Origin of the sequence: Streptomyces sp. CA-251387 (genome assembly GCF_050936625.1) — a bacterium.
GTDB lineage: Bacteria > Actinomycetota > Actinomycetes > Streptomycetales > Streptomycetaceae > Streptomyces.
In genome coordinates this window covers 1,906,211-1,929,947 of record NZ_JBNJMJ010000001.1, presented here as the reverse complement: position 1 = coordinate 1,929,947, position 23,737 = coordinate 1,906,211, and the positions used below count along the sequence as shown (strand labels likewise).

The following is a 23,737-nucleotide window of genomic DNA, read 5'->3' as shown; positions in this document are numbered from 1 at the left end:
CAGGTGGTGCGGGAGCGTCTTACGACACGAGCTTCAGCAGCCGGTTCGGCGAGCCGCTGCCGGGGCTGGTGACCACGTTCGTGGTGGCCCCGGCGGTCAGGGCCGAGGCGACCTGGGCCGGGGTGGACGAGGTGTGGCCCGCCAGGTAGACCGCGGCCGCGCCCGCGACGTGCGGTGTCGCCATCGACGTACCGGAGATGGTGTTCGTCGCGGTGTCGCTGGTGTACCAGCCCGCCGTGATGGAGGAGCCGGGCGCGAAGATGTCCAGCACCGAGCCGTAGTTCGAGTAGCTGGCCCGGGCGTCGGTGCTGGTGGTGGCGCCGACGGTGATCGCCTCGGTGACCCGGGCCGGGGAGTACGAGGAGGCGTTGGCGCTGCTGTTGCCGGCCGCGATCGCGTAGGTCACGCCGCTGGCGATGGAGTTGCGGACGGCCGTGTCCAGAGCGGTGGAAGCCCCGCCGCCGAGCGACATGTTGGCGACCGAGGGACCGGAGTGGTTGTTGGTCACCCAGTCGATGCCCGCGACCACGCCCGCGGTGGTGCCCGAGCCGCTGTTGTCCAGCACCCGGACCGCCACGATCTTCGCGCTCTTGGCGACACCGTAGGTCGAACCCGCGATCGTCGTGGCCACATGGGTGCCGTGGCCGTTGCCGTCGGAGGCGGTGGTGTCGCCGTCGACGGCGTCGTAGCCGTAGGAGGCACGGCCGCTGATCTGCTGGTGCGTGATGCGGACGCCGGTGTCGATGACGTACACCGTCACGCCGCTGCCCGCGCTGTCCGGGTAGGTGTAGGTGCCGGACAGCGGAAGCGAGGTCTGGTCGATGCGGTCCAGGCCCCACGGGGCGCTGGACTGCGTGGCGTCCATCCGGACCCGCTGGTTCTGCTCGACCGAGGCCACCGCCGGGTCGGCCGCGAGTCTCCTGGCCTCGGCCGCGGAGAGGGTGGCGGTGTAGCCGTTGAGCGCCTTGGTGAACGTCTTCTTCACCGTGCCGCCGTACTCCTCGACGAGGTCCTTGCCGGCGGCCGAGGAGGCCTTGAGGCCCGCGCTCTTCCTGAGCGTGACGATGTAGCTGTCCTTGACCGCCGTGGGGGAGTCGGCGGCCAGGACCGTGCCCTCGGCCGGGGCGGCCTGGGCGGGGAGGGAGGTGAGTCCGCCCACGAGGGCGGCGGTCGCCAGGCCGGTTATCGCGGCGAACCGGAGCTTCCTGCTACGCAGTTGTGCCATTACGAGGGAGTCCTCCTCTTGGCGGCGCGCGCCCGGGTGGGGCGCGAGCCTGTGGGGGGTGCGCGCGTGATCGCGGGCACGACCTCGGAACGTCGCGTTCCCGTTCCGAAGCCGAGGTAAAGGATCTGTGCTCCCGGCGTGACCGACAAGGGAGTTGATGACCTGTCAACAACTCTGTCATGAACACGCAATCGAACCCACAGTGAACCGACAGGGTGAGGGTGGTGATGAGCTGAAAAGTCTTGGCATGGACACTTCCGGTCAACACGCGTAGTTGGTACGACGGTTATTGCAGTGATCCTGCTATAGGGAGGTTCCATGAGACGTTCCCGATTTTCCGTATACGTCGCCTCACTCCTCCTCGCCGTCGGCACCGCCCTCACCGGGGCCGCCACCGCACAGGCCTCCGACACCGCCGCCACCGGCGGCTATGTGGCCCTCGGCGACTCGTACTCCTCCGGCCTCGGGGCGGGCAGCTACGACGCCTCCAGCGGCGACTGCTCGCGCAGCACCAAGGCGTACCCGTACCTGTGGGCCGCCGCGAACTCACCCTCGTCGTTCCACTTCACCGCCTGCGCGGGCGCCCGTACGAGTGATGTCACGGCCAGTCAGCTCGGCCCGCTCAACTCCTCCACCGCCCTCGTGTCCATCACGATCGGCGGCAACGACGCGGGATTCTCCGACATCATGACGACCTGTGTGCTGCAGTCCGACAGCGCCTGCGTCTCCCGGATCAACACCGCGAAGGCGTACGTCGACTCGACCCTGCCCGGCAGGCTCGACACCGTGTACTCCGCCATCCGCACCAAGGCCCCGTCCGCCCATGTGGTCGTGCTCGGCTACCCCCGCTTCTACAAGCTGGGCGTGACCGGGTGCCTCGGCCTGTCCGAGACCAAGCGCAGGGCGCTCAACGACGCGGCCGACTACATCGACGCCGCGATCGAGAAGCGCGCCGTGGACCACGGCTTCACCTTCGGTGACGTACGGCCCACCTTCACCGGACACGAGCTCTGCTCCGGCAGCTCGTGGATGCACTCCGTCAACTGGCTCAACATCCCGGAGTCGTACCACCCGACGGCCGCGGGCCAGTCGGGCGGTTACCTGCCGGTGCTGAACAGCGCGGCCTGAACCCCCGCGCAGCCGGCTCTCCTACGAGCTCGGCGACTCGCTGGGCGTTGGCGAGACCCCGCCCGTCGGGGTCTCCGTCACACAGGTCACCGAGAACGGCACCGAGTTGGACTTGGTCTCCACCGGATCGCGGACCTCGACGCTGATCTCGTTCTCGAACGTCCCGCTCTCGTCGTACGTCGTCACGAACGCCCTGTCCTGCTTGGTCCGCCCGCCGCCCTCCGGGAACGACAGGGTCTTCCAGCCGGAATCGATGACCTCGCCGTCCTTGGACACCCAGCGATAGTCGACCTCCGCCGGCAGCCGCCCCACCGTGAACGTCGCCGTGAAGGCGGGCGCCTGGCTCTGCGGCGGCGGACAGGCCCCGGAGTACTCCGTGTTCGCGCCCGCCAGGGTGACCCGCACGGACTGCGGCGCTGGAGCGGTCGTACGGCTGCTGCTCGGGCTCGGCGTCGGGCTGGTGGCCTCGCCGGTCTCCTCGTCGCTCGGCGTGGGTGACGTCTCCACGCCCGTCTGGCTGGTGGTGTCCCCGGAGCCCGCTTCCCGGCCGTTGTCCCCGCGGTTGAGCAGGGCGTACGTGAGCCCCGCCACGGCCAGTGCGACGGCGGCGACGCCCGCGACCAGGGCGACGGCCGCGCGGCGGTTGCGGTCGGGACGGACGGGAGCCGTGGTCGAGGCGGGGGCGCCGGTGACGGGCCGGGTCGGCGCGGGCGGGGGGACCGGGGCCGTCGGGGCGGTCTGCGACGGCGACGGGAACGCCGCGACGGTCGGGGTGTACGGGCCCGCCCGCACGGCGTCCGCGCGAGGCGTGCCTCCCGCGCCGATGATCCGCAGGTCCTGCTCGGCCCGGTCGGCCGGCAGCCGCTCGGCCGGGTCCTTGCGCAGCAGCCCCTCGATGACGGGGGTGAGCGGACCGGCCCGGTGCGGCGGGGGCAGCTCCTCGTCGACGATCGCGCGCAGGGTGCTCAGCGGGGTGTCCTGGCGGAACGGGGAGTTGCCCTCCACGGCCGCGTAGAGGAGCACGCCGAGGGACCACAGGTCGGACTCCGGGCCGGGTGTGCGGCCCAGCGCCCGCTCCGGGGCCAGGAACTCCGGCGAGCCGATCACCTCGCCGGTCATCGTCAGCGCGGAGCTGCCCTCGACCATGGCGATGCCGAAGTCCGTCAGGACGACCCGGCCGTCGTTCGACATCAGCACGTTGGCCGGCTTCACGTCCCGGTGCAGCACCCCGGCCTCGTGCGCGGCGCGCAGCGCGGCCAGCACTTCGGCGCCGATGTGCGCGGCGCGCTGCGGACTCAGCGGGCCCTCGGCGTCCAGCAGCTCGGCCAGCGAGATGCCGCGCACCAGCTCCATGACGATCCAGGGCCGGCCGTCCTGCGTGGCCACGTCGTACACCGTGACGACATTGCGGTTGGCGACCCGCGCCGCCGCCCACGCCTCGCGCTCCAGCCGGGCGTACATCCGCTCGACCTCCGGCAGTGGCAGCCCGTGCGGGGCGCGCACCTCCTTGACGGCGACCTCGCGGTGCAGCAGCTCGTCGCGGGCCCGCCACACGGTGCCCATTCCGCCCTCGCCGAGCGGGGACAGGAGGCGGTAGCGGCCCGCGATCAGACGTTCACTGCCCGATTCTTCGGACACGGGCGTCCCCCATTCGCATCCGTGCGCGTTCTCCCCAAAAGTAGCTCAGCCGAGTGCGGATGCCGCCCCCTGGAGAACCAATCCGGCCCCGATCAGGACGACGAGCACCGCGGATGCCAGTGGCGTCGTCCTGCGGACGAAGACCGTCACCGGGTGGGCCGTCCAGCGCGGACGCCGGTCAAGCACCCGGGTTACACCTGTACCCAGCCGCACCACGGCGAACCCGGCCGCGGTGAGCGTGAGGGCGAGCCCGACGCCGTACGCCACGACGAGCAGCAGCCCGAACCACGCCTTGCCGAGCGCCGCAGCGCCGACGAGCACGACGACCGCGGAGGGGCTGGGCACGAGGCCACCGGCGAAGCCGAGGAGGATCGTGCCGCGGAGAGTGGGGGCGGTGGCGTGGGTGTGGGTGAAGCCGCCGTGGGTGTGGGTGAGCGGGCCGTGGGTGTGACCGTGTGCCTGACTGTGGTCGTGGTCGTGCTGGTGGCCGCGGTCGTGGTCGTGGCTGTGGTCGTGGCCGTGGTGGTCTGCGGGCGCGTGTGCATGGACATGGCCCGGTGCGGCCGCGGGGGACTCCGTCGCGGTGCGGGTGTGCGCTGCGACCAGGGCCGGTTGGCGCTCGTGGGGGTGGTCGCTCTCGTGGGTGTGTTCGTGCGTGGGGGTGTGGTCGTCGTGCTCGTGAGAGTGCGGGTGGTCGTGCCCGTGCGAGTGTTCGGGCCCGTGCCCATGCCCATGCCCATGCCCATGCCCGTGCCCCTGCGAGTGGCCGTGCCCGCGGATGTGCCAGGCCCGGCGTACGAGCGTCACGCCCGCCGCGATCACCAGGGCGCCGCTCGCGATGCCCAGCCAGGTGATCACCGACGGCGCCGCCGCCGAGCCGGCCGTGACCAGGAGGCCCAGGGCGACCACGCCCAGGGTGTGGGTGACCGTCACCGAGGCGGCCAGGGGCATGACGTCCTTGAGGCGTGCCTGGCCGCCGCGAGCCGTCGCGACCGCGGCCATGATGGTCTTGCCGTGGCCCGGGGCCAGCGCGTGCATCGCGCCGAGGAAGACCGCGACGACCAGGGCGAGGGCGGCGAAGCCGAGGGTGAGGTCGTGGCGGGCGACCAGGCCGTCCAGGGCGCGTGTCCAGCGGTCGGCACCGCGCGGCAGCACGGAGGAGGCGGGGGCGTCCTGCTCCGCCTCGGCGAGGGCCGGTCCGCCGGGACGCACGCGCAGGGACGCGGTCTTGGTGTCGGCCGGGGAGGAGAGCAACTCCTCGGGATACTCGGTCAGTTCGCGGGAGACCGACTCCTTGGGCACGTCCGAGGCGGTGAGTGTCATACGGTCCCCGCGTGCCGTGATCTCCCGCCAGCCGGGGCCGGCTTCCGCGCCCGCGCCGCGGAAGCCGAGGGCGACCGTGGCGTCCTCGGGGAGCGGTGCCGTCAGCCGGCACTCCACGCGGAGGGTGTCCAGCCCCGCCTGACCGGGCCGCACGCGCGCGTGGCTGCTGTTCAGCGTCAGTTCGACCGTACGGCCGTCCACGGTGACCTCGCTGCCCTGCGCGGCCTTCGCGCAGCGCTGCCGGGCCCACTCCGTCATGCCCGCCTTCTCGATGTCCGGCTTCGCCTGCGTCGCCGGGATCTCGGCGAGGTCCTCGACATGGTGGACGCGCAGTTCGCCGGGGGCGGCGACGAGGCCGTCGTAGCGGTTGACGGTGAAGTTGCCGAGGGGGTGCGCGCTCGCGGAAGAGGAGGGGAGCAGTGCGAGCGCGCAGGCCGCCGTGAGGACGGCGGCGGACGAGGCGAACAGTCGACGGAGGGTCACTTGGCCGCCTCCAGGTCCTTGAGTGCCGTACGGGCTTCCCGGGCACCCAGCGGGGAGAAGCCGGGGTTCAGCTTCAGCGCGGCCTGCAGATGCTCGCGGGCGTCCTCGGCGTGGCCCGTGGCGCGCTCGATGATCCCGCGGTGGTAGAGGAACGCCGCGTTGCGGTAGCCGGTCGCCGTGGCCCTGCGGGCGTAGGGCAGGGCTTCCTCGTCCTCGCCGTTGGCGTGCAGCGCCCAGGCGAGCGCGTCCGCGGTGTGCACGGTGTGCCGGCGGTTCCACTCGGCGCGGGCGGCGCGCAGGGCGGAGGCCTTGTCGCCGTGGTCCGCGGCCGCGAGGGCGGTGTCGAGGTCGGCGTTGACGCCGTTGGCGCGGGCGAGGGCCGTCCAGGCGTCGACGAGCGCGTACTGGTCGTCGGCCCTGGCCCGGTCGCCGGCCGCCTCGTACAGCTCGCCGAGTTCGACGAGCGGGCCGGGCAGCGGGTAACGGGCGACGACGTCCGCCAGGCCCTTCGTCGCGGCGTCCTGTTCTCCGCTCGCGGCCTGTGCGCGGGCGCGGCCTTCGAGGGCGGGGACGTAGTTCTCGTCGGCGGCGAGAGCGCGGGCGTAGTGGGTGAGGGCCGACTCGTAGTCGCCCTGGTTCCAGGCGAGTTGGCCGAGCTGGGTGGCGACGTAGGCGATGTCGCCGGGCGTCACTGCGGAGGAGAGCGCCTGGTTCAGTACGCGTTGGGCGGTGCGTACGTCGCCGCGCAGCTCGCGTACGTACGCGTACCGCGTGAAGACCGGGATGCCGGGGCGGCGGTCGTCGGCGGTGTCGGCGGCCTTGCCGGCGTCGGCGTAGCGGCCGAGTTCGACGAGGGCGTCGATGCGGGTGCACAGGGCGCGTTCGCTGTAGGGGTTCACCTTCAGCGCCTGGTCGGCGTACTTCAGGGCGTCCTCGAAGTCGTGCCGGGCGGCGGCGAGGGCGGCGCGGCCGGCGAGGGCCTGGTCGTTGTCGGCCTTGAGTGCGAGCGATCGCTTGAAGGCCTGGTCGGCCTGGGGGTAGCGGGAGGGGTCGCCCTTGGTGCGGGCCTGCTCGACGTAGGCGAGGCCGAGGGTGGACCAGCCGGTGAAGTCCCTTGGCTGGGTGCGGAGATGGGACTGGAGGGAGATGATGCCCTCGTCCAGGTCGCCGCTTGCGAGGAGGCCGGGGGACACGGCGGCGGAGGCGGGGGCGACGTTTGCCGGGGCGTTGTCGTGTACGGCACCGATCGCTATGGATCCGGCGGTGAGCGCTACGGCCAGCAGGGCGGCGCAGCCGGCGAGGTGGAGCGCGCGGCGGCGTCCTGCCGCGGCGGTGCGTCGTACGGCGGCGATGCGCTGGTGGGCGGTTTCCTCGCCCCCGCCGCCCCTACCCGTCCCGTCCTCCAGGGGCTCAGCCCCTTCGTCCCCGCTGGGGGCTGCCGCCCCCAGACCCCCGATTCGGCCCCGAAGGGGCCTCGTCCTCAAACGCCGGACGGGCTGATCGATGCGGACCGGCGTCGAGTGGTCGTGCCCGGCCCCCGACGCCCGCCGCCTCGCGGCCCTCACCCGGCGCACGGCGGCAACGCGGTCATCGGTCCCCGCGGCAGCGGCATCCGCACCGGTGGCTGTGCTGTTCTCCTCGTTCTCCGGTGCGTTGTCGTTCGTATGCGGGGCCATGCCCTCTCCTCGATCGGCTTTCCGGCAACGGTGTTGTCACGTGCGGCGGCGCGGCCCGCGCCGTGGGGGATGAGTACTTCGCGGGCCGCGCCAGTAGGTGGGGGCCTAGTACGCCCGGTCCCGCATCCGGCGCCACCAGGCCAGGGCCGCGCCGATCAGCAGGACACCGATCGCCCCTGCGCCTGCCGAGCCGGCGATCAGGGTCGTGTTGTCGGTGCCGCCGGAGGCGCCGGCCGGCTGGAGGGCGTCGCCGAGCTGGCTGCGGACGTCGGTCTCACCGTTCGTGCCCTTGGCGAGCGGGCCGCGGGAACCCTCGGTCGGCAGGGCGACGTACGGGAAGGCCTTCTCGAAGTCCTTGTCGTTCTTGTCGACCGCGTCGCCCAAGTCGTTCTTGGCGCCGAGGAGTTCACCCTCGACGACCTGGAGCGAGGCGTCGATCACGTCGTCGGTGAGGCGACGGCCGTTCGGGAAGCCCGCGTTGTCGCCGTCGAGGACGCCGAGCCGCTTGGGTTCGGCGGCCGGCTTGATCGAGGTGTTCAGGCGCAGCATCTCCGACGGAGTCACGTGCGGCGGCTGGTTGAGGTCCTTCACGCCCTTGAGGAAGACGTCGACCAGGTCGTTGCGCGGCTCCTTGGGCGCCGGGATCTTGTAGATCGCCTCGATGAGCTTCGGCAGCTCGGGGTTGGTGACGTTCTTCAGGAACTGGGCGTCGTCCCAGGGCGCGGACGCGTTGAACTTGTCCTTGTCCTTGAGCGGGTTGACGACCTCGTTGATCAGCGGGTTGCCCAGGCGCGAGACCTGCTCGAAGTAACCCTTGGCGTTCTTGCGCTGGGTCGTCGACCAGATGCCGACGACCGGCTGGTCCGCCGACTCGGCGATCATGTGCGTCGGGACCTGCAGGGCGATGGAGTTGACGTTGTAGCCCTTGAGCGTGTCGTTGCCGACCTCGGAGAGGTTCCCGCCGTAGAGCAGGTCGAAGACCCTCAGGTCGAGGAAGAACGGGTCGTCGGCCTGTCCGGCGAACGACGTGGTACCGCCGTGGAGTTCGTGGACGGCCTGGTCGCGCAGCTTGGCGTAGTCCGGCATCGACGCCTTGCCGACGTTCGAGGGTGCCACCGGGACGTCGTTGGCGATCTTCGTCTTCGACACCAGGTGCTGCTTCTTGAGCTTGATCAGCTCGACGTCGTACGTCTGCGTGATGTTCAGGTCGGGGTCGTCCAGACTCTCGACCGGGCCCGTGTTGTACAGGAACGTCTTCTTGTTCTTGATGTGCGTGTCGAACGTGAAGCGGTAGAGCAACTCGCCCTGCGCGTCACCGTTGTTGTCGATGTGGATGTCGTACTGCGCGTCCTCGGCGAACGTGAAGAAGTTCGGTCCGCCGGCCGGCTCCTCGAACGGGATCCAGTTCGCGATGATCGTCGTCGTGTCCGGCTTGTCCGGGCTGACGAACGCGTACACGTCCGTGTTGTCGTACTGCGGCGTCCCCGAGATCAGCGGGGCCTCCCGGTGGCTGGAGGCGGAGGCCGCCCCCGGTGCCAGCGCGGCGACGCCGGCGGCTGCGAGCCCCCCGGCGGCCAGCGCACCACATACGAGGGTCGCGAGGCCCTTGCGTCCCGCACCGCTCCTGGAAATAGGTGTCATGCCGTCCGTCCTCAGTGCCAACTTGCCTGACGAACCCGATTCGGAGCCGTCGCCAGGGTGGATTGGTCGAATCCCAAGCGTTCTTACGGCGGAACTGAAAAGTTGTTTCATCCGAGGCCCGACCCGCGTTTTCGGCGCGCTGATCCGTAACCCCATCCGGAGGTGGGTTCGTTGCGAATGCCTCGTGGGACGAGACGGCCGCGCTGCGGTCTGACCGGAGGGGGAGACGAGTTGGAGGCGGACGAGCTGCTGGTGCTCGTGGCGGGCGGTGACCAGAAGGCGTTCGAGGAGCTGTACGGGCTGGTCTCCGGACCGGTGTACGGGCTGGTGCGACGCGTGGTGCGCGACCCCGCGCAGTCCGAGGAGGTGACCCAGGAAGTGCTGCTCGAACTGTGGCGGTCCGCCACGAGGTTCGACCCCGGCCGGGGCAGCGCCCTGTCCTGGGTCCTCACCCTCGCCCATCGCCGCGCCGTCGACCGGGTGCGCAGCGCCCGCGCGGCCGGCGAGCGTGAGCAGCGCGAGGCGCTCCGCGCGAACCACCCGGCCTTCGACCACGTCGCCGAGGAGGTCGAGGCGGGGCTCGAGCGTGAGTGGGTGCGCCGCTGCCTGGACCGCCTCACCGCGCTGCAGCGCCAGTCCGTCACCCTCGCCTACTACGAGGGCTACACCTACCGTGAAGTGGCCGAGCGGCTCTCCCTGCCGCTGGGCACGGTCAAGACCCGTATGCGCGACGGACTCACCCAGCTGCGCAAGTGCCTGGGAGGTGTGGCGTGAGCTTCGTCGACCGTCTGCTGCGGCGCGAGGACCTGCACTCCCTCGCCGCTCCCTATGCCCTCGACGCCCTGGAACCCGCCGAGCGGCTCCGCTTCGAGAAGCATCTGAAGACCTGCGACAGCTGTGCCGTCGAGGTGCGGGTCCTGTCCGAGGACGCCGTCCGCCTCGCCTGGTCGACGGCCGCCCCGGCGCCGGCCGCGATGCGCGACCGGGTCCTGGCCGCCGTACGGACGACTCCGCAGGAGCCCGCCGGGCGGGAGGCGGCACGCGCGCGTGCGACCCAGCTGCCGCCGCATGTGTGGGGAACGCAACCACCGCCGTCGCGCACCCGTGCGCGCAGGACGCGCCCCTTGCTCGTGCCGTTCGCCACCGCCACGGCCGCCGCGGCCCTCGTCGTCGCCTCCCTCTTCGCCGTCCAGGCCGACCGGACGCAGGATCAGCTGGACGCCCAGCGCGCCCAGGCAAGTGAGATCGCTAACGTTCTCGCCGCACCCGACGCCCGGGCGACCGCCGGCGAGGACGCCCGGGGCCGCACCATCGGAGTGGTCGCTTCCGTATCGGAGGGGCGCGCCGTCGTCACTCTGAGCGGATACGACGAGCTGCCGAGCGGCCGAGTGCACCAGCTCTGGCTGATGCGCCCCGACGTACAACCGCGCTCCCTCGGGCTTTTCGACGGCGACACGCCCTTGGTCGCATCCGATCTCGACAAGTCGGCGACGTCACTGGCTGTGACCGTCGAGCCGGACGGAGGCTCACCGCAACCCACCAGCCAGCCGGTTGTCCAACTCGCCCTGAAATCGGTTGGATTCGGAGAGTAATCACGGACGAGTCGTCAACACCCTTACGGGGAAGGTGAATCCTGTGACCGCGATACACGAGTGCCCCACCGGGGCGATAGGGTTAACCTGCCCGGGCCGGGTGGACTCGTACGGGTGGGGAGTGACATGGATCAGATAACAGTGCGCAGCAGGGCCAGGGTCCCTGCGATCACCTGCGGGAGCAGCGCGACCAGTTCGCGCCTCGACCGCCATCTCTCGGTACTGGCGGGCCCCGCCGTACCGCAGACGGAGGCGGCCGAAGCGACCTCGCTGATGCGTGAACTGACCACTCGTGACACCACGCACGAGCGCAGCGACCGCGGTGCCCGCGTTCGCCGCGTCTCGCTCTTCGCCCCACTGCGTCGGCTCCGCCGTTCGCTGTTCGGCGGGCGCTGACTCCTACCGGCGTTCCTCGAACGACTTGCAGTCCCGCGCCCGGCAGGTCACACCGTCTCCGGCGCCGTACCGCGTCGCCGCCGCCGTCATCCCCACGGCACGCGGCGCCGCCGCGGAGCGCTACCCGGGCGCGGGCACGTCCCTCCAACTCCCCTCAGTCTTCCGGCTTCACCGCTCGCCGCGCGCATACCGGCGTACGGCGAGCGGTGCGAACACCGCCAGCAGTACCGCGCACCACGCCAGCGACCCGGCGACCGGATGCGCGACCGGCCAGGCGGCCTCGTCCGGCACGGGTGCGTTGCCGAAGAGGTCCCGCAGAGCCGTGGTGACCGCGCTGATCGGATTCCACTCGGCGAGCGTGCGCAGCCAGCCCGGCAGACGGTCGGTCGGAATGTACGCGTTGGACAGCAGCGGCAGCATGAACGTCGCCCCGCCCAGCTGACCGGCGGCTTCCTCGTTGCGTGTGAGCAGCCCGAGGAAGAAGCAACAGGCCCAAGGCGCCCGCCGCTTCGAGCGCGGACCCCTCCATCCGCCAGCCCACCGCGAGCCCCACCAGCAGGAACGGCACCGTCCCGGCGGCCGTCACCACCAGGTCGGCGGCCGCCTGTCCCAGCGGTACGGCGGCCCGGCTCATCGGCAGCGTCCGGAAGCGGTCCATCACGCCCCGGTGTGTGTCCTGGGCGGCCTGGAACATGCCGGTCATGATCCCGTTCGCGGCGGTCGCCACCAGCAGCCCGGGAACGAGGAAGGAGCGGTACTCCTCGCCGGGCATCGCCAGCGCGCTGCCGAAGACGTAGCCGAAGAACAGCAGCATGGTGACCGGCATGGTCTGGGTCAGGATCAGCAGCCCCGGGTTGTTCCGGACCCGCCGAAGCTGCCGGCCCAGCATCGCCCCGCCGTCGTACGTCAGCGCGTTCATGCCGCACGCTCCTCGGTGAGTCGCAGGAACACATCGTCGAGAGACGGTGGTTCGAGGCGCACGTCGAGCAACGGCACGCCCGCCGCGTCGAGTTCGCGCACCAGGTGGGGCAGGGTGAGCGTCAGGTCGCGGGTGACCGCGCCCACGGCGTGCCGCTCGTGGTCGAACGACGGCTCGGCGCCGGTGAGTTGATCGAGCACGGCCGCCGCCTTCACCATGACGTCGGCATCGGTGACGACGACCTCGACGTGTGCGCCGATCAGCGCCTTGAACTGGCTGGGCGAACCCGTGTGCGCGACCCGCCCCCGGTCCACCAGGGCGATGCTGTCGGCGAGTTGGTCGGCCTCCTCCAGGTACTGCGTGGTCAGCAGCACGGTCGTGCCGTCGGCGGTCAGCTCCCTTACGGCGTCCCAGATCCGGTTGCGGCTGGCGGGGTCGAGGCCTGTCGTGGGCTCGTCCAGGAACAGCACGTCGGGGCGGCGGACGAGACTCGCCGCGAGGTCGAGGCGGCGCCGCATCCCGCCCGAGTACGTGGACGCCGGCCGGTCGGCCGCCTCGGTCAGTCCGAAGCGCTCCAGCAGCTCGGCGGCCCGCTCGGCCGGCCCGCGGACCCGGTGCAGCCGGGCGAACAGCCGGAGGTTCTCGCGGCCGGTGAGGTCACCGTCGACCGAGGCGTACTGCCCGGTGACACCGATCCGGCGCCGGACGGCCGCCGGCTCCCGGAGCAGGTCGTGCCCGGCGATCCGGGCCGAACCGGCGTCCGGACGCAGCAGCGTCGTCAGCAGGCGTACGGCCGTGGTCTTGCCCGCGCCATTGGGCCCCAGGAGGCCGCAGACGGTGCCCTGCGTGACGGCCAGATCCAGTCCACGCAGGGCGTGGACCTCGCTGAACCGCTTCTCCAGACCTTCACTAAGTACAGCGTACGTAGAAGTCATGGGTCGACCATAGCGCACTACGTACGCTGTACGTAACTAGGATGGTGGCCGAGGTGATGATCGATGGCGGGCAAGGCGGCCGAACCCCAAGTGATCTGGGCGCGTCCCGAGCGGACCGGGCGTGGTCCCAGGCCCGCGTTCACGCGCGCGGACATCGCGGCCGCGGCGGTCCGCATCGCCGACGCCGGTGGGCTGGATGCCGTCTCCATGCGGCATGTCGCGGCCGAGCTGGGCTGCGGGACGATGTCGCTGTACAACTACGTCCCCCGCAAGGAGGACCTGTACGAGCTGATGATCGACGCGGTGGGCGCCGAGCACGAGATCCGGGAGCCCTCGGGGGACTGGCGCGCCGACATGATCCGCAACGCGCTGGAGACCCGCGCCATCATGCACCGGCACACCTGGGTGCCGCGGCTGATGTCGGGGGTGTACGGCTTCAGCCCCAACACCCTGCGCTACCTGGAGCACTGCCTGGCCTGTCTCGAACCGCTCGACGTTCCGTACGGCGTGAAGATGGAGCTGGTGGCGCTGCTCAACGGCGTCGTGACGACGTACACCGCGAACGAGATCGCCACCGCCGAGCGCACCCGCTCCATGCCCTGGTCCGAGGAGGAGGAGAACGCGGTCCGCATCGCCTACCTCGGCAGCCAGGTCGCCACCGGCGCCTATCCGCGCCTTGCCGCGGCCTTCATGGAGGACAGCGGGCCGATCGATCTGGAGGCGGTATTCAGGCGGGCGCTGGAACGGGTGCTGGACGCCTTCGACCCCGATCGGCGATAGAGCCTGTCGTTACGCCAGGCTCTGGGCCGTCAGATCAGCGTGAGTTGCCCTTCAGGCCCCTCTTCGTGCCCGTCCAGGACCGATGCCGGACGGCGGGCCGGCTCCGGGACCGGCAGGACTCCGGCCTTGCGGAGGTCGGTTGCCGTGATGGTGTACCTCAACTCCTGGTCGAATGGCTTGAGTTCAGACAGCAAGGCCAGGACCGTGATCAGCTCCAGCAGTTCCGAGGTCCACGCCTGCGGCCAGGTCGCCGGGCGGATCGCCGCGAGGGTGCCCGGCTCGGGCTCCGTGACACGGGCTGCGAACCACTGCTGAAGGACCCTCACGCCGGCCACCTCGAAGTCCCAGGCCTCCGGTGGGACCGGCGAGATGCGGCCCTCGTCCAGCAGCAGGGCCTCCTCGTCGCGGTCGTACTCGAGGGTGAGCGGACGGGAGGGGAGCGGCGCGCGGACGTACGGGCGGCGGCCGCCGGGCAGCTTCGGCCGGTCGCCGTTGCGGCGCATCAGCCACAGGGCGCGGTGGCCCGACTCCACGCCGCGGGACCAGAGTTCCGGGTCACCTGTGAGGGGGACGGTGAGGTCCGGGCGTACGGCCGCCAGCGTCCAGGCGAGGACGTCCAGCGGCTCGACCGGTGCGTCCAGCCGGTCCCGGAGGTGCTCCAGCAGGCCCGGCGCCAGGTTGGGTTCCATGCCTCCCGGGCGGCGGTACAGCGGGCGGATGCGGCCCGGGCGGACCAGCGGGAGCAGGGAGGTCGCCAGCAGGGGGGACTCAGGCGTCTCCAGGACGAAGACCTGGTGCTCGTCCGCCACCCGCCACAGCTCGGGGCGGGCCGCGTCGATCAGGCGGTGGTCCGGGATCAGCCACTGTTCGTCGAACGGGGCGTACAGGACGCGTACCGGCTCGGGGCAGGGGCCCGAGGCGCGGGCCAGCTTCTCCGTGCCGGTCGACTGGCCGGGCAGCTGTCCGACCGCCGAGTGCAGCGTGCGGGAGCGCGTCGGCTCCAGCAGGGCCTCCCGGTCCGGGCCCTCGGCCTTCACGAAGGCGTCCCAGCGGGCCTTCAGGGACGCCCCGTCGGGGCCCGTCGGCCACCCCCGGCCGAGCCGCGGCGGTGCGACGGACCACGGCATGAGGTCCGCCAGCAGCGGAGCGTCGTCGTGCGTCACGCTGGGCATCGTACGACCTGCATACGACATGCGGGTCAGGTGGCGTCGAGCGTCACCGTGAAGGAGAAGCGGTCGCCCCGGTAGTGAATGACCGCCGCATCCAGCACCCGGCCGTCCGTGTCGTACGTGACGCCCGTGTAGTGCAGGATCGGGCTCAGCAGCGGGACTTGGAGCAGCCGTGCCGTCTCCGGGTCCGCCAGGCGCGCCTCCACCGTGTCCGTGATGCGGCTGATGTCCGCCCCGACGACATCCCGCAGCACCTTGGTCATCGGCCAGCGCACCAGGTCGTCCAGGTCGATACGGGCGGCCAGTTCGGGGCGGACGTAGTTGCGGGCGTGGTTGGTCGGCTCGCCGGTCTTCTCGTCGCTGCGCAGGCGGTGGTACGTCGCCACCTCCTCGACGTCCGGGAAGTACTCGGCGAGTTCGGCCGGGACCGGCGCCTTGCCGTGGTCCAGCAGCTCGGCCGCCATGCCGGACTGCTGGGCCACGATCGCGTCCACCGAGCCGAGCAGCCGCACGGGGGCGCCCCGGCGGGCGTCCGGCTCGATGAACGTGCCGCGTCTGCGGTGGCGCGTGATCAGGCCCTCGTCCTCCAGCTCCTTCAGCGCCTGCCGCATGGTCAGCACGCTCACGCCGTAGTGCCCGGCCAGCTGCTCCTCGGTGGGCAGGCGCAGCGGGTCCCGCGGCCGCCGGCCCAGTATCGAGGCGCGCAGCGACTGCGAGACCTGGTACCAGAGCGGCAGCTTGCGGTTCAGGACGATCGAGTCCGGGGCGAAGGAGGTCACAGGGCCATCCGTACCGGTAGTGAATTGATCAGTGCAAGGGGCGGAAGTTCCGCTCCAGGCCCTGCCAGACGTCGTCGTAGCCCTGTTGCAGGTGTTCGGCGCGGGCCGCGTGCGGTGTCAGCGTCACCGGCCAGCGCGTCTCGAACATGAACGCCAGGCCGTCGTCGATCTTCTGGGGCTTCAGCTCCGCGGCGCTCGCCTTGTCGAACGTCTCCCGGTCCGGGCCGTGCGCCGACATCATGTTGTGCAGCGAGCCGCCGCCCGGCACGAAGCCTTCCGCCTTGGCGTCGTAGGCGCCCTCGATGAGGCCCATGTACTCGCTCATCACGTTCCGGTGGAAGTACGGCGGCCGGAAGGTGTCCTCGCCCACCAGCCACCGTGGCGCGAAGACCACGAAGTCGACGCCTGCCAGGCCCGGGGTGTCCGACGGGGACGTCAGCACCGTGAAGATCGACGGGTCGGGGTGGTCGTAGGAGATGGTGCCGATCACATTGAAACGGCGCAGATCATAGATGTACGGCACATGGTTGCCGTGCCAGGCGACCACGTCGAGGGGGGAGTGGTCGTATGTGGCCGTCCAGAGGTTGCCGCAGAACTTGTTCACCACCTCCACCGGGCCCTCGACGTCCTCGTACGCGGCGACCGGCGCCATGAAGTCCCGGGCGTTCGCGAGGCCGTTGGCGCCGATGGGGCCCAGGTCGGGGAGGTGGAAGGGGGCGCCATAGTTCTCGCACACATAGCCCCGAGCAGAGTCATCCAGTAGCTCCACACGGAAGCGCACCCCACGAGGAATCAGCGCCACATGTGCCGGCTCCACATGCAGCAGCCCGAACTCCGTGTGCAGCAGCAGTCCGCCGCGCTCCGGCACGATCAGCAGCTCTCCGTCCGCGTCGCTGAAGACGCGGTCCATCGAGGCGTTGGCGTGGTAGAGGTGCACGGCCATCCCGGTGCGCTGGGTGGCGTCGCCGTTGCCGCCCAGGGTCCACAGGCCGGCGAGGAAGTCGGTCCCGGGTGCGGGCTCGGGCAGGGGGTTCCAGCGCAGGCGGTTCGGGTCCGGCACGGACTCCGTGAAGGGGGCCGTGCGGATCGCGCCGTTGCCCGTGCGCGTGAACGCCGGGTGGGCGGCCGACGGGCGGATGCGGTACAGCCACGAGCGGCGGTTGTGGGCCCGTGGCTCGGTGAACGCCGTACCGCTCAGCTGCTCCGCGTACAGGCCCAGCGGGGCGCGCTGGGGTGAGTTGCGGCCCTCGGGGAGGGCGCCGGGCACCGCCTCCGAGCTGTGCTCGTTGCCGAATCCGGAGAGGTAGGTCAGCCCTTCCGCAGTCTTCCGCGCTCTCCCACGCTCGAACGCGCTCGCGCGGGAGGTACCCCCATCACTCATGATCGCTCCCTCGATAATCTGATTCCTATGCTTCACCGTAGGATTGCGGTTGCCCGGGCGCAAGAGATCGGCCGGACCTCCTCTGGAGGGACGACGAGAACCAGACTTCAGGGGGATCCGGCTGTCGGACCGGTGTTCTAGTCTCCCGGCATGTCGTGGACGCGGAGCCTGCTCGCCGCGCTCGCGGTCTGTGTCCTGCTGCTGACCGGAACCGTGGGCTGCGGTTCCGGTGGTGCGCGGGAACAGGGGGAGAACGGGGTGTCGCCCTCCCCGGTGGGCAAGGTCCTCGACGACACCGACGACGAGGGGCGGCACTACCGCGAGGTGGACGAGGACGACGCCCCCGAGGTCGGCATCGAGGTGCAGCCGGACCCGGACGGCGACGGCAGCTGGGACGTACGGCTGACCCTGCGCGACTTCCGCTTCTCGCCCCCCGGTGCCAAGGCGCGGGCGCTGGCAGGCCGCGGGCTCGCGCACCTCTTCGTGGACGGCCGCCTCGTCACCAGGCTCCGCACCCCCGAGTGCCGCCTCGCTTCCGGTCTCGTCCCGCGCGGCACGCACCAGGTCACCGTCCGGCTGTATGCCGACGACGGCACGGTGTGGGCGGTGGACGGGGAACCCGTCGAGAGCACGGCCGCCATCACGGCATCGGAGGCGGAGACGGCCGCGACGCCGACGGCGACGTCGAAACCGTCCACCGCAGCACTGAGCGTGCAGGGCACCGGCTTCCGTACAGGGGGTCAAGGTTCACCGGACCGAGCCGGAAAGGCATCATGAAGACCGTGCCCCATCCCGCATCGCTCCGCCGGGCGCCCGTGCAGCGGCGCAGCGCCGAACGGCTCACCAGGATTCTCGACGCGTGCGCCGACCTCCTCGACGAGGTCGGCTACGACGACCTGAGCACCCGGGCCGTGGCCCAGCGTGCCGGCGTCCCCATAGGCTCGGTCTACCGCTTCTTCGGCAACAAGCGCCAGATGGCCGACGCCCTCGCCCAGCGCAACCTCGAGCGCTACACCGCCCGTATCGCCGAGCGCCTCAAGGGAGCCGAGGACGGAGGCTGGCGCGTGGCCATGGATGCCGTCCTCGACGAGTACCTCGCCATGAAGCGCACCGCGCCCGGCTTCTCCCTCGTCGACTTCGGCAACCAGATCCCCGTCGGCACCCGCGCCGAACCCAACCACCGCGTCGCCGACCGCCTCACCGAGCTGCTCTCCGGCTACCTCGACCGCGAGCCGGACGAAGACCTGCGCCGCGTCTTCCTCATCGCCGTCGAGACCGCCGACACCCTGGTCCACCTCGCCTTCCGGATGGCGCCGGAGGGGGACGAGCGGATCATCGAGGAGGCCCGGGAGATGCTGCGGGCGTATCTGGCGCGCGTTCTCGACTGACGGACTCGACTGGCGGACTCGACTGGCGGCTCGCAAATTTCCGACCTCTTCCCCGGCTGGGACTCCCCACCGTGCATACCGGTCGGTATGCTCGGCCTGAGTCCGTGCGTCAACGCCGCCGCCACCCCGGGAGGACCCGTGTCCCGCACCGCACTGCGCATCTGCCCCCTGTGCGAGGCCACCTGCGGCCTGACCCTCACCATCGAGGGGACCCAGGTCACCGGCGCCCGCGGCGACCGCGACGACGTGTTCAGCAAGGGGTTCATCTGCCCCAAGGGCGCCTCCTTCGGCGCCGTCGACGGCGACCCCGACCGGCTGCGCACGCCGCTCGTCCGCAAGGACGGCGAGCTGCGCGAGGCCACCTGGGAGGAGGCCTTCGACGCGGTCGCCGCCGGTATCCGCCCCGTCGTCGAGCGGTACGGGCCGAACGCGGTCGGCATCGTGCTCGGCAACCCCAACGTGCACACCATGGCCGGCGCCCTCTACCCGCCGGTCCTGCTCGCCGGCCTCGGCACCCGCAGCATCTTCACCGCGTCCACGGTCGACCAGATGCCCAAGCACGTCTCCAGCGGACTGCTCTACGGCGACGCCAACGCGATCCCCGTACCGGACCTCGACCACACGGACCACCTGCTGCTGATCGGCGCCAACCCGCTGGAGTCCAACGGCAGCCTCTGCACGGCGCCCGACTTCCCGGGCAAGCTGAAGGCGCTGAAGGCCCGCGGCGGCACCCTCACCGTCATCGACCCGCGCCGCACCCGCACCGCCAAGCTCGCCGACCGGCACCTCGCGATCCGCCCCGGCACCGACGCGCTGCTGCTCGCGGCGATGGCGTACGTCCTGTTCGAGGAAGACCTCGTGGACACGGGCGAGCTGACCCAGCACCTCCAGGGACTCACCGAACTCCCGGACGCCGTACGGGACTTCACCCCCGAAGCCGTTGCCGCCGCCTGTGACATCGACGCCGGCACCATCCGCACCCTCGCCCGCGAGCTCGCCGCCGCGCCGACCGCCGCCGTGTACGCCCGCATCGGCAGCTGCACCGTCCCGCACGGCACCCTCGCCAGCTGGCTGGTCGACGTACTGAACATGCTGACCGGTAATCTCGACCGCCCCGGCGGTGCCCTCTTCCCGCAGGCCGCCACCGACAAGACGCCGCGCCCCGCCGGCCCCGGCCACGGCTTCGCGCTGGGGCGCTGGCACTCCCGGGTCAGCCGGCACCCCGAGGCCAAGGGCGAGCTGCCGATCTCCGCGCTCGCCGAGGAGATCGACACCGCGACCGAGGAGGGCGAGCCGGTCCGGGCCGTCATCGCCGTCGCCGCCAACCCCGTGCTGTCGGTGCCCGACGGCGACCGGCTCGACAAGGCGCTCGGCTCGCTCGACTTCATGGTCAGCGTCGACCCGTACCTCAACGAGACCTCGCGCCACGCCCACGTCGTGCTGCCCCCGCCCCCGCCCTCGCAGAGCCCGCACCACGACTTCGCCTTCAACACCCTCGCCGTACGCAACCAGGTCCGCTACAGCCGACCCGCCGTCCCGCTGGAGCCCGGCCGCATGGCCGAGACCGAGATCCTGGCCCGGCTCGTCCTGGCGGCCACCGGCATGCACGGCGCGGACCCGGCCGCCGTCGACGCGATGGTCGTCGACCAGACCCTCGGCAAGGCGGTCAAGGAGCCGCACTCCCCGGTGCACGGCCGCGACCCGAAGGAACTCGCCGCACAGCTCACCGGTGACAGCGGGCCCGAGCGGCGGCTCGACATGATGCTGCGCCTCGGCCCGTACGGCGACGGCTTCGGCGTACGACCGGACGGACTGACCCTTCAGAAGCTGCTCGCGCATCCGCACGGCATCGACCTCGGCCCGCTCACGCCCCGGCTGCCGCAGCCGCTGAAGACGGCCAGCGGCAAGGTCGAGCTGCTGCCGCCGCCGATCGCGGACGATCTTCCGCGCCTGAGGCAGGCCCTGCACGAGCGTCCCGACGGGATCGTCCTCGTGGGCCGCCGGCATCTGCGCTCCAACAACAGCTGGATGCACAACGTGCCCGCCCTCACCGGCGGGACCAACCGCTGCACCCTGCACATCCACCCGGAGGACGCCGAACGGCTCGGCGTGCGGGACGGGGCGCCCGTGCGGGTCAAGGGCGCCGGGGGAGAGGTCACCGCCCCCGCGGAGGTCACCGACAGCGTGCGTCCGGGCGTCGTCAGCCTGCCGCACGGCTGGGGCCACGACCGGCCCGGCACCCGGCTGAGCCACGCCTCCGTCACCCCCGGCGTCAACGTCAACCAGCTCCTCGACGGCAGCCTGCTCGACCCGCTGTCGGGCAACGCGGTCCTCAACGGCGTACCCGTAGAACTGGCCATCGCGTCGGCCCCGTGAGCAGCGCAAAGCTGTGACCAGCAGTTTTGCGCTTATTGCTCGCACGTCAACGTCTTGTTAACGCTGCTTGAAGGGACCTAACGTCATCGCACCCCCGGCCCTCGTTGGGATGTTCAAGGGCGAACGTTAGGTATCCACTCATGCTGACCATTCTTGGCTTCGCCATGATCGCGACCTTCCTGGTCCTGATCATGATGAAGAAGATGTCGCCGATCGCGGCGCTCGTGCTGATCCCCGCACTCTTCTGTGTGTTCGTCGGAAAGGGAGCAAAGCTCGGCGACTACGTCATCGAGGGAGTGGGCAACCTCGCGCCCACCGCCGCGATGCTCATGTTCGCCATCGTCTACTTCGGCCTCATGATCGACGTCGGCCTGTTCGACCCGATCGTTCGCGGGATCCTGAAGTTCTGCAAGGCGGACCCGCTGCGCATCGTCATCGGCACGGCGGTCCTCGCCGCGATCGTGTCGCTCGACGGTGACGGCTCGACGACCTTCATGATCACCGTCTCGGCGATGTACCCGCTGTACAAGCGCCTGAAGATGAGCCTCGTGGTGATGACCGGCGTCGCCGCCACCGCCAACGGCGTGATGAACACCCTGCCGTGGGGCGGGCCGACCGCCCGTGCCGCCACCGCGCTCAAGCTCGACGCCGGTGACATCTTCGTGCCGATGATCCCGGCGCTCGCCGTCGGGCTGCTCTTCGTCTTCGTCCTCTCGTACTTCCTCGGTCTGCGGGAGCGCAAGCGCCTCGGCGTGCTGAGCCTGGACGAGGTCCTGGAGCGGGAGAAGATCGTCAAGGACGAGAAGGAGCAGGAGACCGAGACGGTGCTCGTCGGCGCCGGTGCCTCCGGGGGCTCCGACAAGGTGCGCCTGAACAAGACCACGGGTGGTGCCGGCTCCGGCACCGACGCGGACTCCTCGGACGACGACGGCGACGTCCGCCTCCAGGGCCTCGACCCCAACCGCCCCACCCTGCGCCCCAAGCTGTACTGGTTCAACGCGCTGCTCACGGTGGCCCTGCTCACCGCGATGATCATGGAGTGGCTGCCGATCCCGGTGCTCTTCATCCTCGGCGCCGCGCTCGCCCTGACCGTCAACTTCCCGCACATCCCCGACCAGAAGGCCCGCCTCGCGGCCCACGCCGACAACGTCCTGAACGTCTCCGGCATGGTCTTCGCCGCCGCCGTCTTCACCGGCGTCCTGCAGGGCACGGGCATGGTCGACTCCATGGCCAAGTGGATCGTCGACAGCATCCCGGGCGGCATGGGCCCGCACATGGCGCTCGTCACCGGCTTCCTGAGCCTGCCGCTGACGTACTTCATGTCGAACGACGGCTTCTACTTCGGCGTCCTGCCGGTCCTCGCGGAGGCCGGCGCCGCGCACGGCGTCTCGCCGCTGGAGATCGCCCGCGCCTCGCTGGTCGGCCAGCCGCTGCACATGTCGAGCCCGCTCGTGCCGGCCGTCTACGTCCTGGTGGGCATGGCGAAGGTCGAGTTCGGCGACCACACCAGGTTCGTGGTCAAGTGGGCCGCCCTCACATCCCTGGTGGTCCTCGGGGCAGGGATTCTGTTCGGCATCATCTGACCCTTGAGGGAGGTCACTCTCATGAGGCCCGGTGGGAACCGAGGCTGGCTGCTCCGCCTCGTCATCGCCTTCAGCTTCGCGCAGGGGGCGGTGTCGATGGCCCGGCCCGCCGTGTCCTACCGGGCCCTCGCGCTGGGGGCGGACGAGCGGGCGGTCGGCGTGATCGCGGGTGTGTACGCCCTGCTCCCGCTCTTCGTCGCCGTCCCGCTGGGCCGCCGCACCGACCACGGCCGGTGCGCTCCCCTCCTGCCGGTCGGAGTCGTGCTGATCTCCGGCGGCTGTGCGATGAGCGGCCTGGCGGACTCCCTGTGGGCGATGGCCGTCTGGAGCGGCGTGATGGGCCTCGGCCACCTCTGCTTCGTCATCGGCGCCCAGTCGCTCGTCGCCCGCCAGTCCGCCCCGCACGAACAGGACCGCAACTTCGGTCACTTCACCATCGGAGCCTCCCTCGGCCAGTTGATCGGCCCGATCGCCGCGGGCGCGCTGATCGGCGGCCGGGACATGGCGGGCACCAGCGCCCTCGCCCTGGTGGTGGCGGGCGCGGGCGGCGCGGTCGCGCTCACCTCGCTGTGGCGCATAGAGAGCCGTACGACGGCCAAGTCCCGTGGGGAACAAGGCGAGCGCGTCCCCGTACGGCACATCCTGCGGGCCCGCGGTGTGCCCGCCGGCATCCTCATCAGCCTCGCCGTGCTGTCCGCGACCGACATCCTCACCGCCTACCTCCCGGTGGTCGGCGAGCACCGGGGCATCGCGCCGTCCGTGATCGGCCTCCTGCTGAGTCTGCGCGCGGCGGCCACCATCGCGTGCCGCCTGGTCCTGACGCCCCTGCTGCGACTGCTCGGCCGCACCCTGCTGCTGACCGTGACGTGCCTTCTGGCGGCCCTGCTGTGCGCCGGGATCGCGCTGCCGGTGCCGGTGTGGGCGCTGGCCCTGATGCTGGCGGTGCTGGGGTTCTGCCTCGGTGTCGGCCAGCCGCTGTCCATGACGACCGTCGTCCAGGCGGCCCCCGAGGGCGCCCGCTCCACCGCCCTAGCCCTGCGGCTGACCGGCAACCGTCTCGGCCAGGTCGCCGCGCCGGCGTCGGCGGGTCTGGTCGCGGGCCTCGCGGGGGTGGCGGCGCCGTTCTTGATGCTGGGGGCGTTGCTGCTGCTGTCGGCGGGCATCGCCGTGCGGACGCCGAAGCGGCCGGAGGGGCCCGGACCGGCCGCGCGGGAGCGGCCGAAGCGCTCGCGATTCCGCCGGACGAGCGAACTTTGACGACGCGCCGGGCCTCGCTACGGCGAGTCGCTGTGCGCATGACTGAGAGTCAGGCGAAGGAGCGATTT

At 71.3% G+C, this 23,737-nt stretch carries 19 protein-coding genes and 1 pseudogene; 10 read left to right on the top strand and 10 right to left on the bottom strand.

Annotated features, from left to right (window positions below; translation table 11 throughout):
- Positions 1 to 19: 19 nt before the first annotated feature.
- A complete protein-coding gene (locus ACQEV2_RS08490) occupies positions 20 to 1,225 on the bottom strand; it encodes a S8 family peptidase (RefSeq protein WP_433038206.1) in 1,206 nt (401 codons plus the stop codon).
- Between the two features lie 318 nt (positions 1,226 to 1,543).
- On the opposite strand from ACQEV2_RS08490, the gene ACQEV2_RS08485 reads away from it, so the two are divergent.
- A complete protein-coding gene (locus ACQEV2_RS08485; RefSeq protein ID WP_433038204.1) occupies positions 1,544 to 2,353 on the top strand; it encodes an SGNH/GDSL hydrolase family protein in 810 nt (269 codons plus the stop codon).
- Between the two features lie 21 nt (positions 2,354 to 2,374).
- Here ACQEV2_RS08485 and ACQEV2_RS08480 read toward each other — a convergent pair whose 3' ends face one another.
- The 4 genes from ACQEV2_RS08480 to ACQEV2_RS08465 all read right to left on the bottom strand — a co-directional run bounded on the left by ACQEV2_RS08480 (position 2,375) and on the right by ACQEV2_RS08465 (position 9,114).
- A complete protein-coding gene (locus tag ACQEV2_RS08480) occupies positions 2,375 to 3,991 on the bottom strand; it encodes a serine/threonine-protein kinase (RefSeq protein WP_433038202.1) in 1,617 nt (538 codons plus the stop codon).
- 45 nt (positions 3,992 to 4,036) lie between these two features.
- Positions 4,037 to 5,797 carry a nickel transporter gene (locus ACQEV2_RS08475; protein WP_433038200.1) on the bottom strand — a complete coding sequence of 587 codons (1,761 nt, stop codon included), beginning with the start codon at positions 5,795 to 5,797 and terminating at the stop codon, positions 4,037 to 4,039.
- The gene (locus ACQEV2_RS08470; protein ID WP_433038198.1) at positions 5,794 to 7,473 is read right to left on the bottom strand and encodes a tetratricopeptide repeat protein; all 1,680 of its coding nucleotides are present in this window, start codon (positions 7,471 to 7,473) and stop codon (positions 5,794 to 5,796) included. Before ACQEV2_RS08470 ends, ACQEV2_RS08475 begins: the two co-directional genes overlap by 4 nt.
- A 105-nt stretch (positions 7,474 to 7,578) precedes the next feature.
- A complete protein-coding gene (locus tag ACQEV2_RS08465) occupies positions 7,579 to 9,114 on the bottom strand; it encodes a DUF4331 domain-containing protein (protein WP_433038196.1) in 1,536 nt (511 codons plus the stop codon).
- A gap of 231 nt (positions 9,115 to 9,345) precedes the next feature.
- Here ACQEV2_RS08465 and ACQEV2_RS08460 point away from each other — a divergent pair, with 231 nt between their 5' ends.
- The 3 genes from ACQEV2_RS08460 to ACQEV2_RS08450 all read left to right on the top strand — a co-directional run bounded on the left by ACQEV2_RS08460 (position 9,346) and on the right by ACQEV2_RS08450 (position 11,102).
- The gene (locus ACQEV2_RS08460; protein WP_433054279.1) at positions 9,346 to 9,888 is read left to right on the top strand and encodes a sigma-70 family RNA polymerase sigma factor; all 543 of its coding nucleotides are present in this window, start codon (positions 9,346 to 9,348) and stop codon (positions 9,886 to 9,888) included.
- Positions 9,885 to 10,706 (top strand): anti-sigma factor, encoded by an 822-nt coding sequence (locus ACQEV2_RS08455; protein ID WP_433038194.1) that lies wholly within the window; start codon positions 9,885 to 9,887, stop codon positions 10,704 to 10,706. The genes ACQEV2_RS08460 and ACQEV2_RS08455 overlap by 4 nt, the downstream gene beginning before the upstream one ends.
- Positions 10,707 to 10,832: 126 nt before the next feature.
- Positions 10,833 to 11,102 (top strand): hypothetical protein, encoded by a 270-nt coding sequence (locus tag ACQEV2_RS08450; protein ID WP_398827387.1) that lies wholly within the window; start codon positions 10,833 to 10,835, stop codon positions 11,100 to 11,102.
- A 168-nt stretch (positions 11,103 to 11,270) separates the two neighbouring features.
- Here ACQEV2_RS08450 and ACQEV2_RS08445 read toward each other — a convergent pair.
- Positions 11,271 to 12,021, bottom strand: a pseudogene (locus ACQEV2_RS08445) (ABC transporter permease).
- A complete protein-coding gene (locus ACQEV2_RS08440; protein ID WP_433038191.1) occupies positions 12,018 to 12,956 on the bottom strand; it encodes an ATP-binding cassette domain-containing protein in 939 nt (312 codons plus the stop codon). The pseudogene ACQEV2_RS08445 and the gene ACQEV2_RS08440 overlap by 4 nt, the downstream one beginning before the upstream one ends.
- Positions 12,957 to 13,019: 63 nt before the next feature.
- On the opposite strand from ACQEV2_RS08440, the gene ACQEV2_RS08435 reads away from it, so the two are divergent.
- Positions 13,020 to 13,736, top strand: a complete 717-nt coding sequence (locus ACQEV2_RS08435) for a TetR/AcrR family transcriptional regulator C-terminal domain-containing protein (RefSeq protein WP_433038189.1) — start codon at positions 13,020 to 13,022, stop codon at positions 13,734 to 13,736.
- Between the two features lie 29 nt (positions 13,737 to 13,765).
- Here the strand turns inward: ACQEV2_RS08435 and ACQEV2_RS08430 are convergent, their stop codons facing one another.
- Genes ACQEV2_RS08430 through hmgA form a run of 3 tightly spaced genes read right to left on the bottom strand, consistent with a single transcriptional unit; the run spans position 13,766 to position 17,065 of the window.
- A complete protein-coding gene (locus tag ACQEV2_RS08430; RefSeq protein WP_433038187.1) occupies positions 13,766 to 14,908 on the bottom strand; it encodes a type ISP restriction/modification enzyme in 1,143 nt (380 codons plus the stop codon).
- Positions 14,909 to 14,934: 26 nt separating this feature from the next.
- Complete coding sequence (locus tag ACQEV2_RS08425; RefSeq protein WP_433038185.1) at positions 14,935 to 15,684, bottom strand: GntR family transcriptional regulator; 750 nt, start codon at positions 15,682 to 15,684, stop codon at positions 14,935 to 14,937.
- A gap of 28 nt (positions 15,685 to 15,712) precedes the next feature.
- Positions 15,713 to 17,065 carry a homogentisate 1,2-dioxygenase gene (hmgA, locus tag ACQEV2_RS08420; RefSeq protein ID WP_433038183.1) on the bottom strand — a complete coding sequence of 451 codons (1,353 nt, stop codon included), beginning with the start codon at positions 17,063 to 17,065 and terminating at the stop codon, positions 15,713 to 15,715.
- Between the two features lie 150 nt (positions 17,066 to 17,215).
- Between hmgA and ACQEV2_RS08415 the strand changes: the two genes are divergently transcribed.
- From ACQEV2_RS08415 to ACQEV2_RS08395, 5 genes are all read left to right on the top strand, one after another.
- Positions 17,216 to 17,842, top strand: a complete 627-nt coding sequence (locus ACQEV2_RS08415) for a hypothetical protein (RefSeq protein WP_433038181.1) — start codon at positions 17,216 to 17,218, stop codon at positions 17,840 to 17,842.
- Positions 17,839 to 18,453 carry a TetR family transcriptional regulator gene (locus tag ACQEV2_RS08410; RefSeq protein ID WP_433038179.1) on the top strand — a complete coding sequence of 205 codons (615 nt, stop codon included), beginning with the start codon at positions 17,839 to 17,841 and terminating at the stop codon, positions 18,451 to 18,453. The genes ACQEV2_RS08415 and ACQEV2_RS08410 overlap by 4 nt, the downstream gene beginning before the upstream one ends.
- Before the next feature lie 138 nt (positions 18,454 to 18,591).
- Positions 18,592 to 20,829: a molybdopterin oxidoreductase family protein gene (locus tag ACQEV2_RS08405; RefSeq protein WP_433038177.1), complete on the top strand. Its 2,238-nt coding sequence runs from the start codon at positions 18,592 to 18,594 to the stop codon at positions 20,827 to 20,829.
- 140 nt (positions 20,830 to 20,969) lie between these two features.
- Complete coding sequence (locus ACQEV2_RS08400) at positions 20,970 to 22,412, top strand: CitMHS family transporter (RefSeq protein ID WP_433038175.1); 1,443 nt, start codon at positions 20,970 to 20,972, stop codon at positions 22,410 to 22,412.
- 21 nt (positions 22,413 to 22,433) lie between these two features.
- Complete coding sequence (locus ACQEV2_RS08395; protein ID WP_433038173.1) at positions 22,434 to 23,669, top strand: MFS transporter; 1,236 nt, start codon at positions 22,434 to 22,436, stop codon at positions 23,667 to 23,669.
- The last annotated feature ends 68 nt before the right edge of the window (positions 23,670 to 23,737 follow it).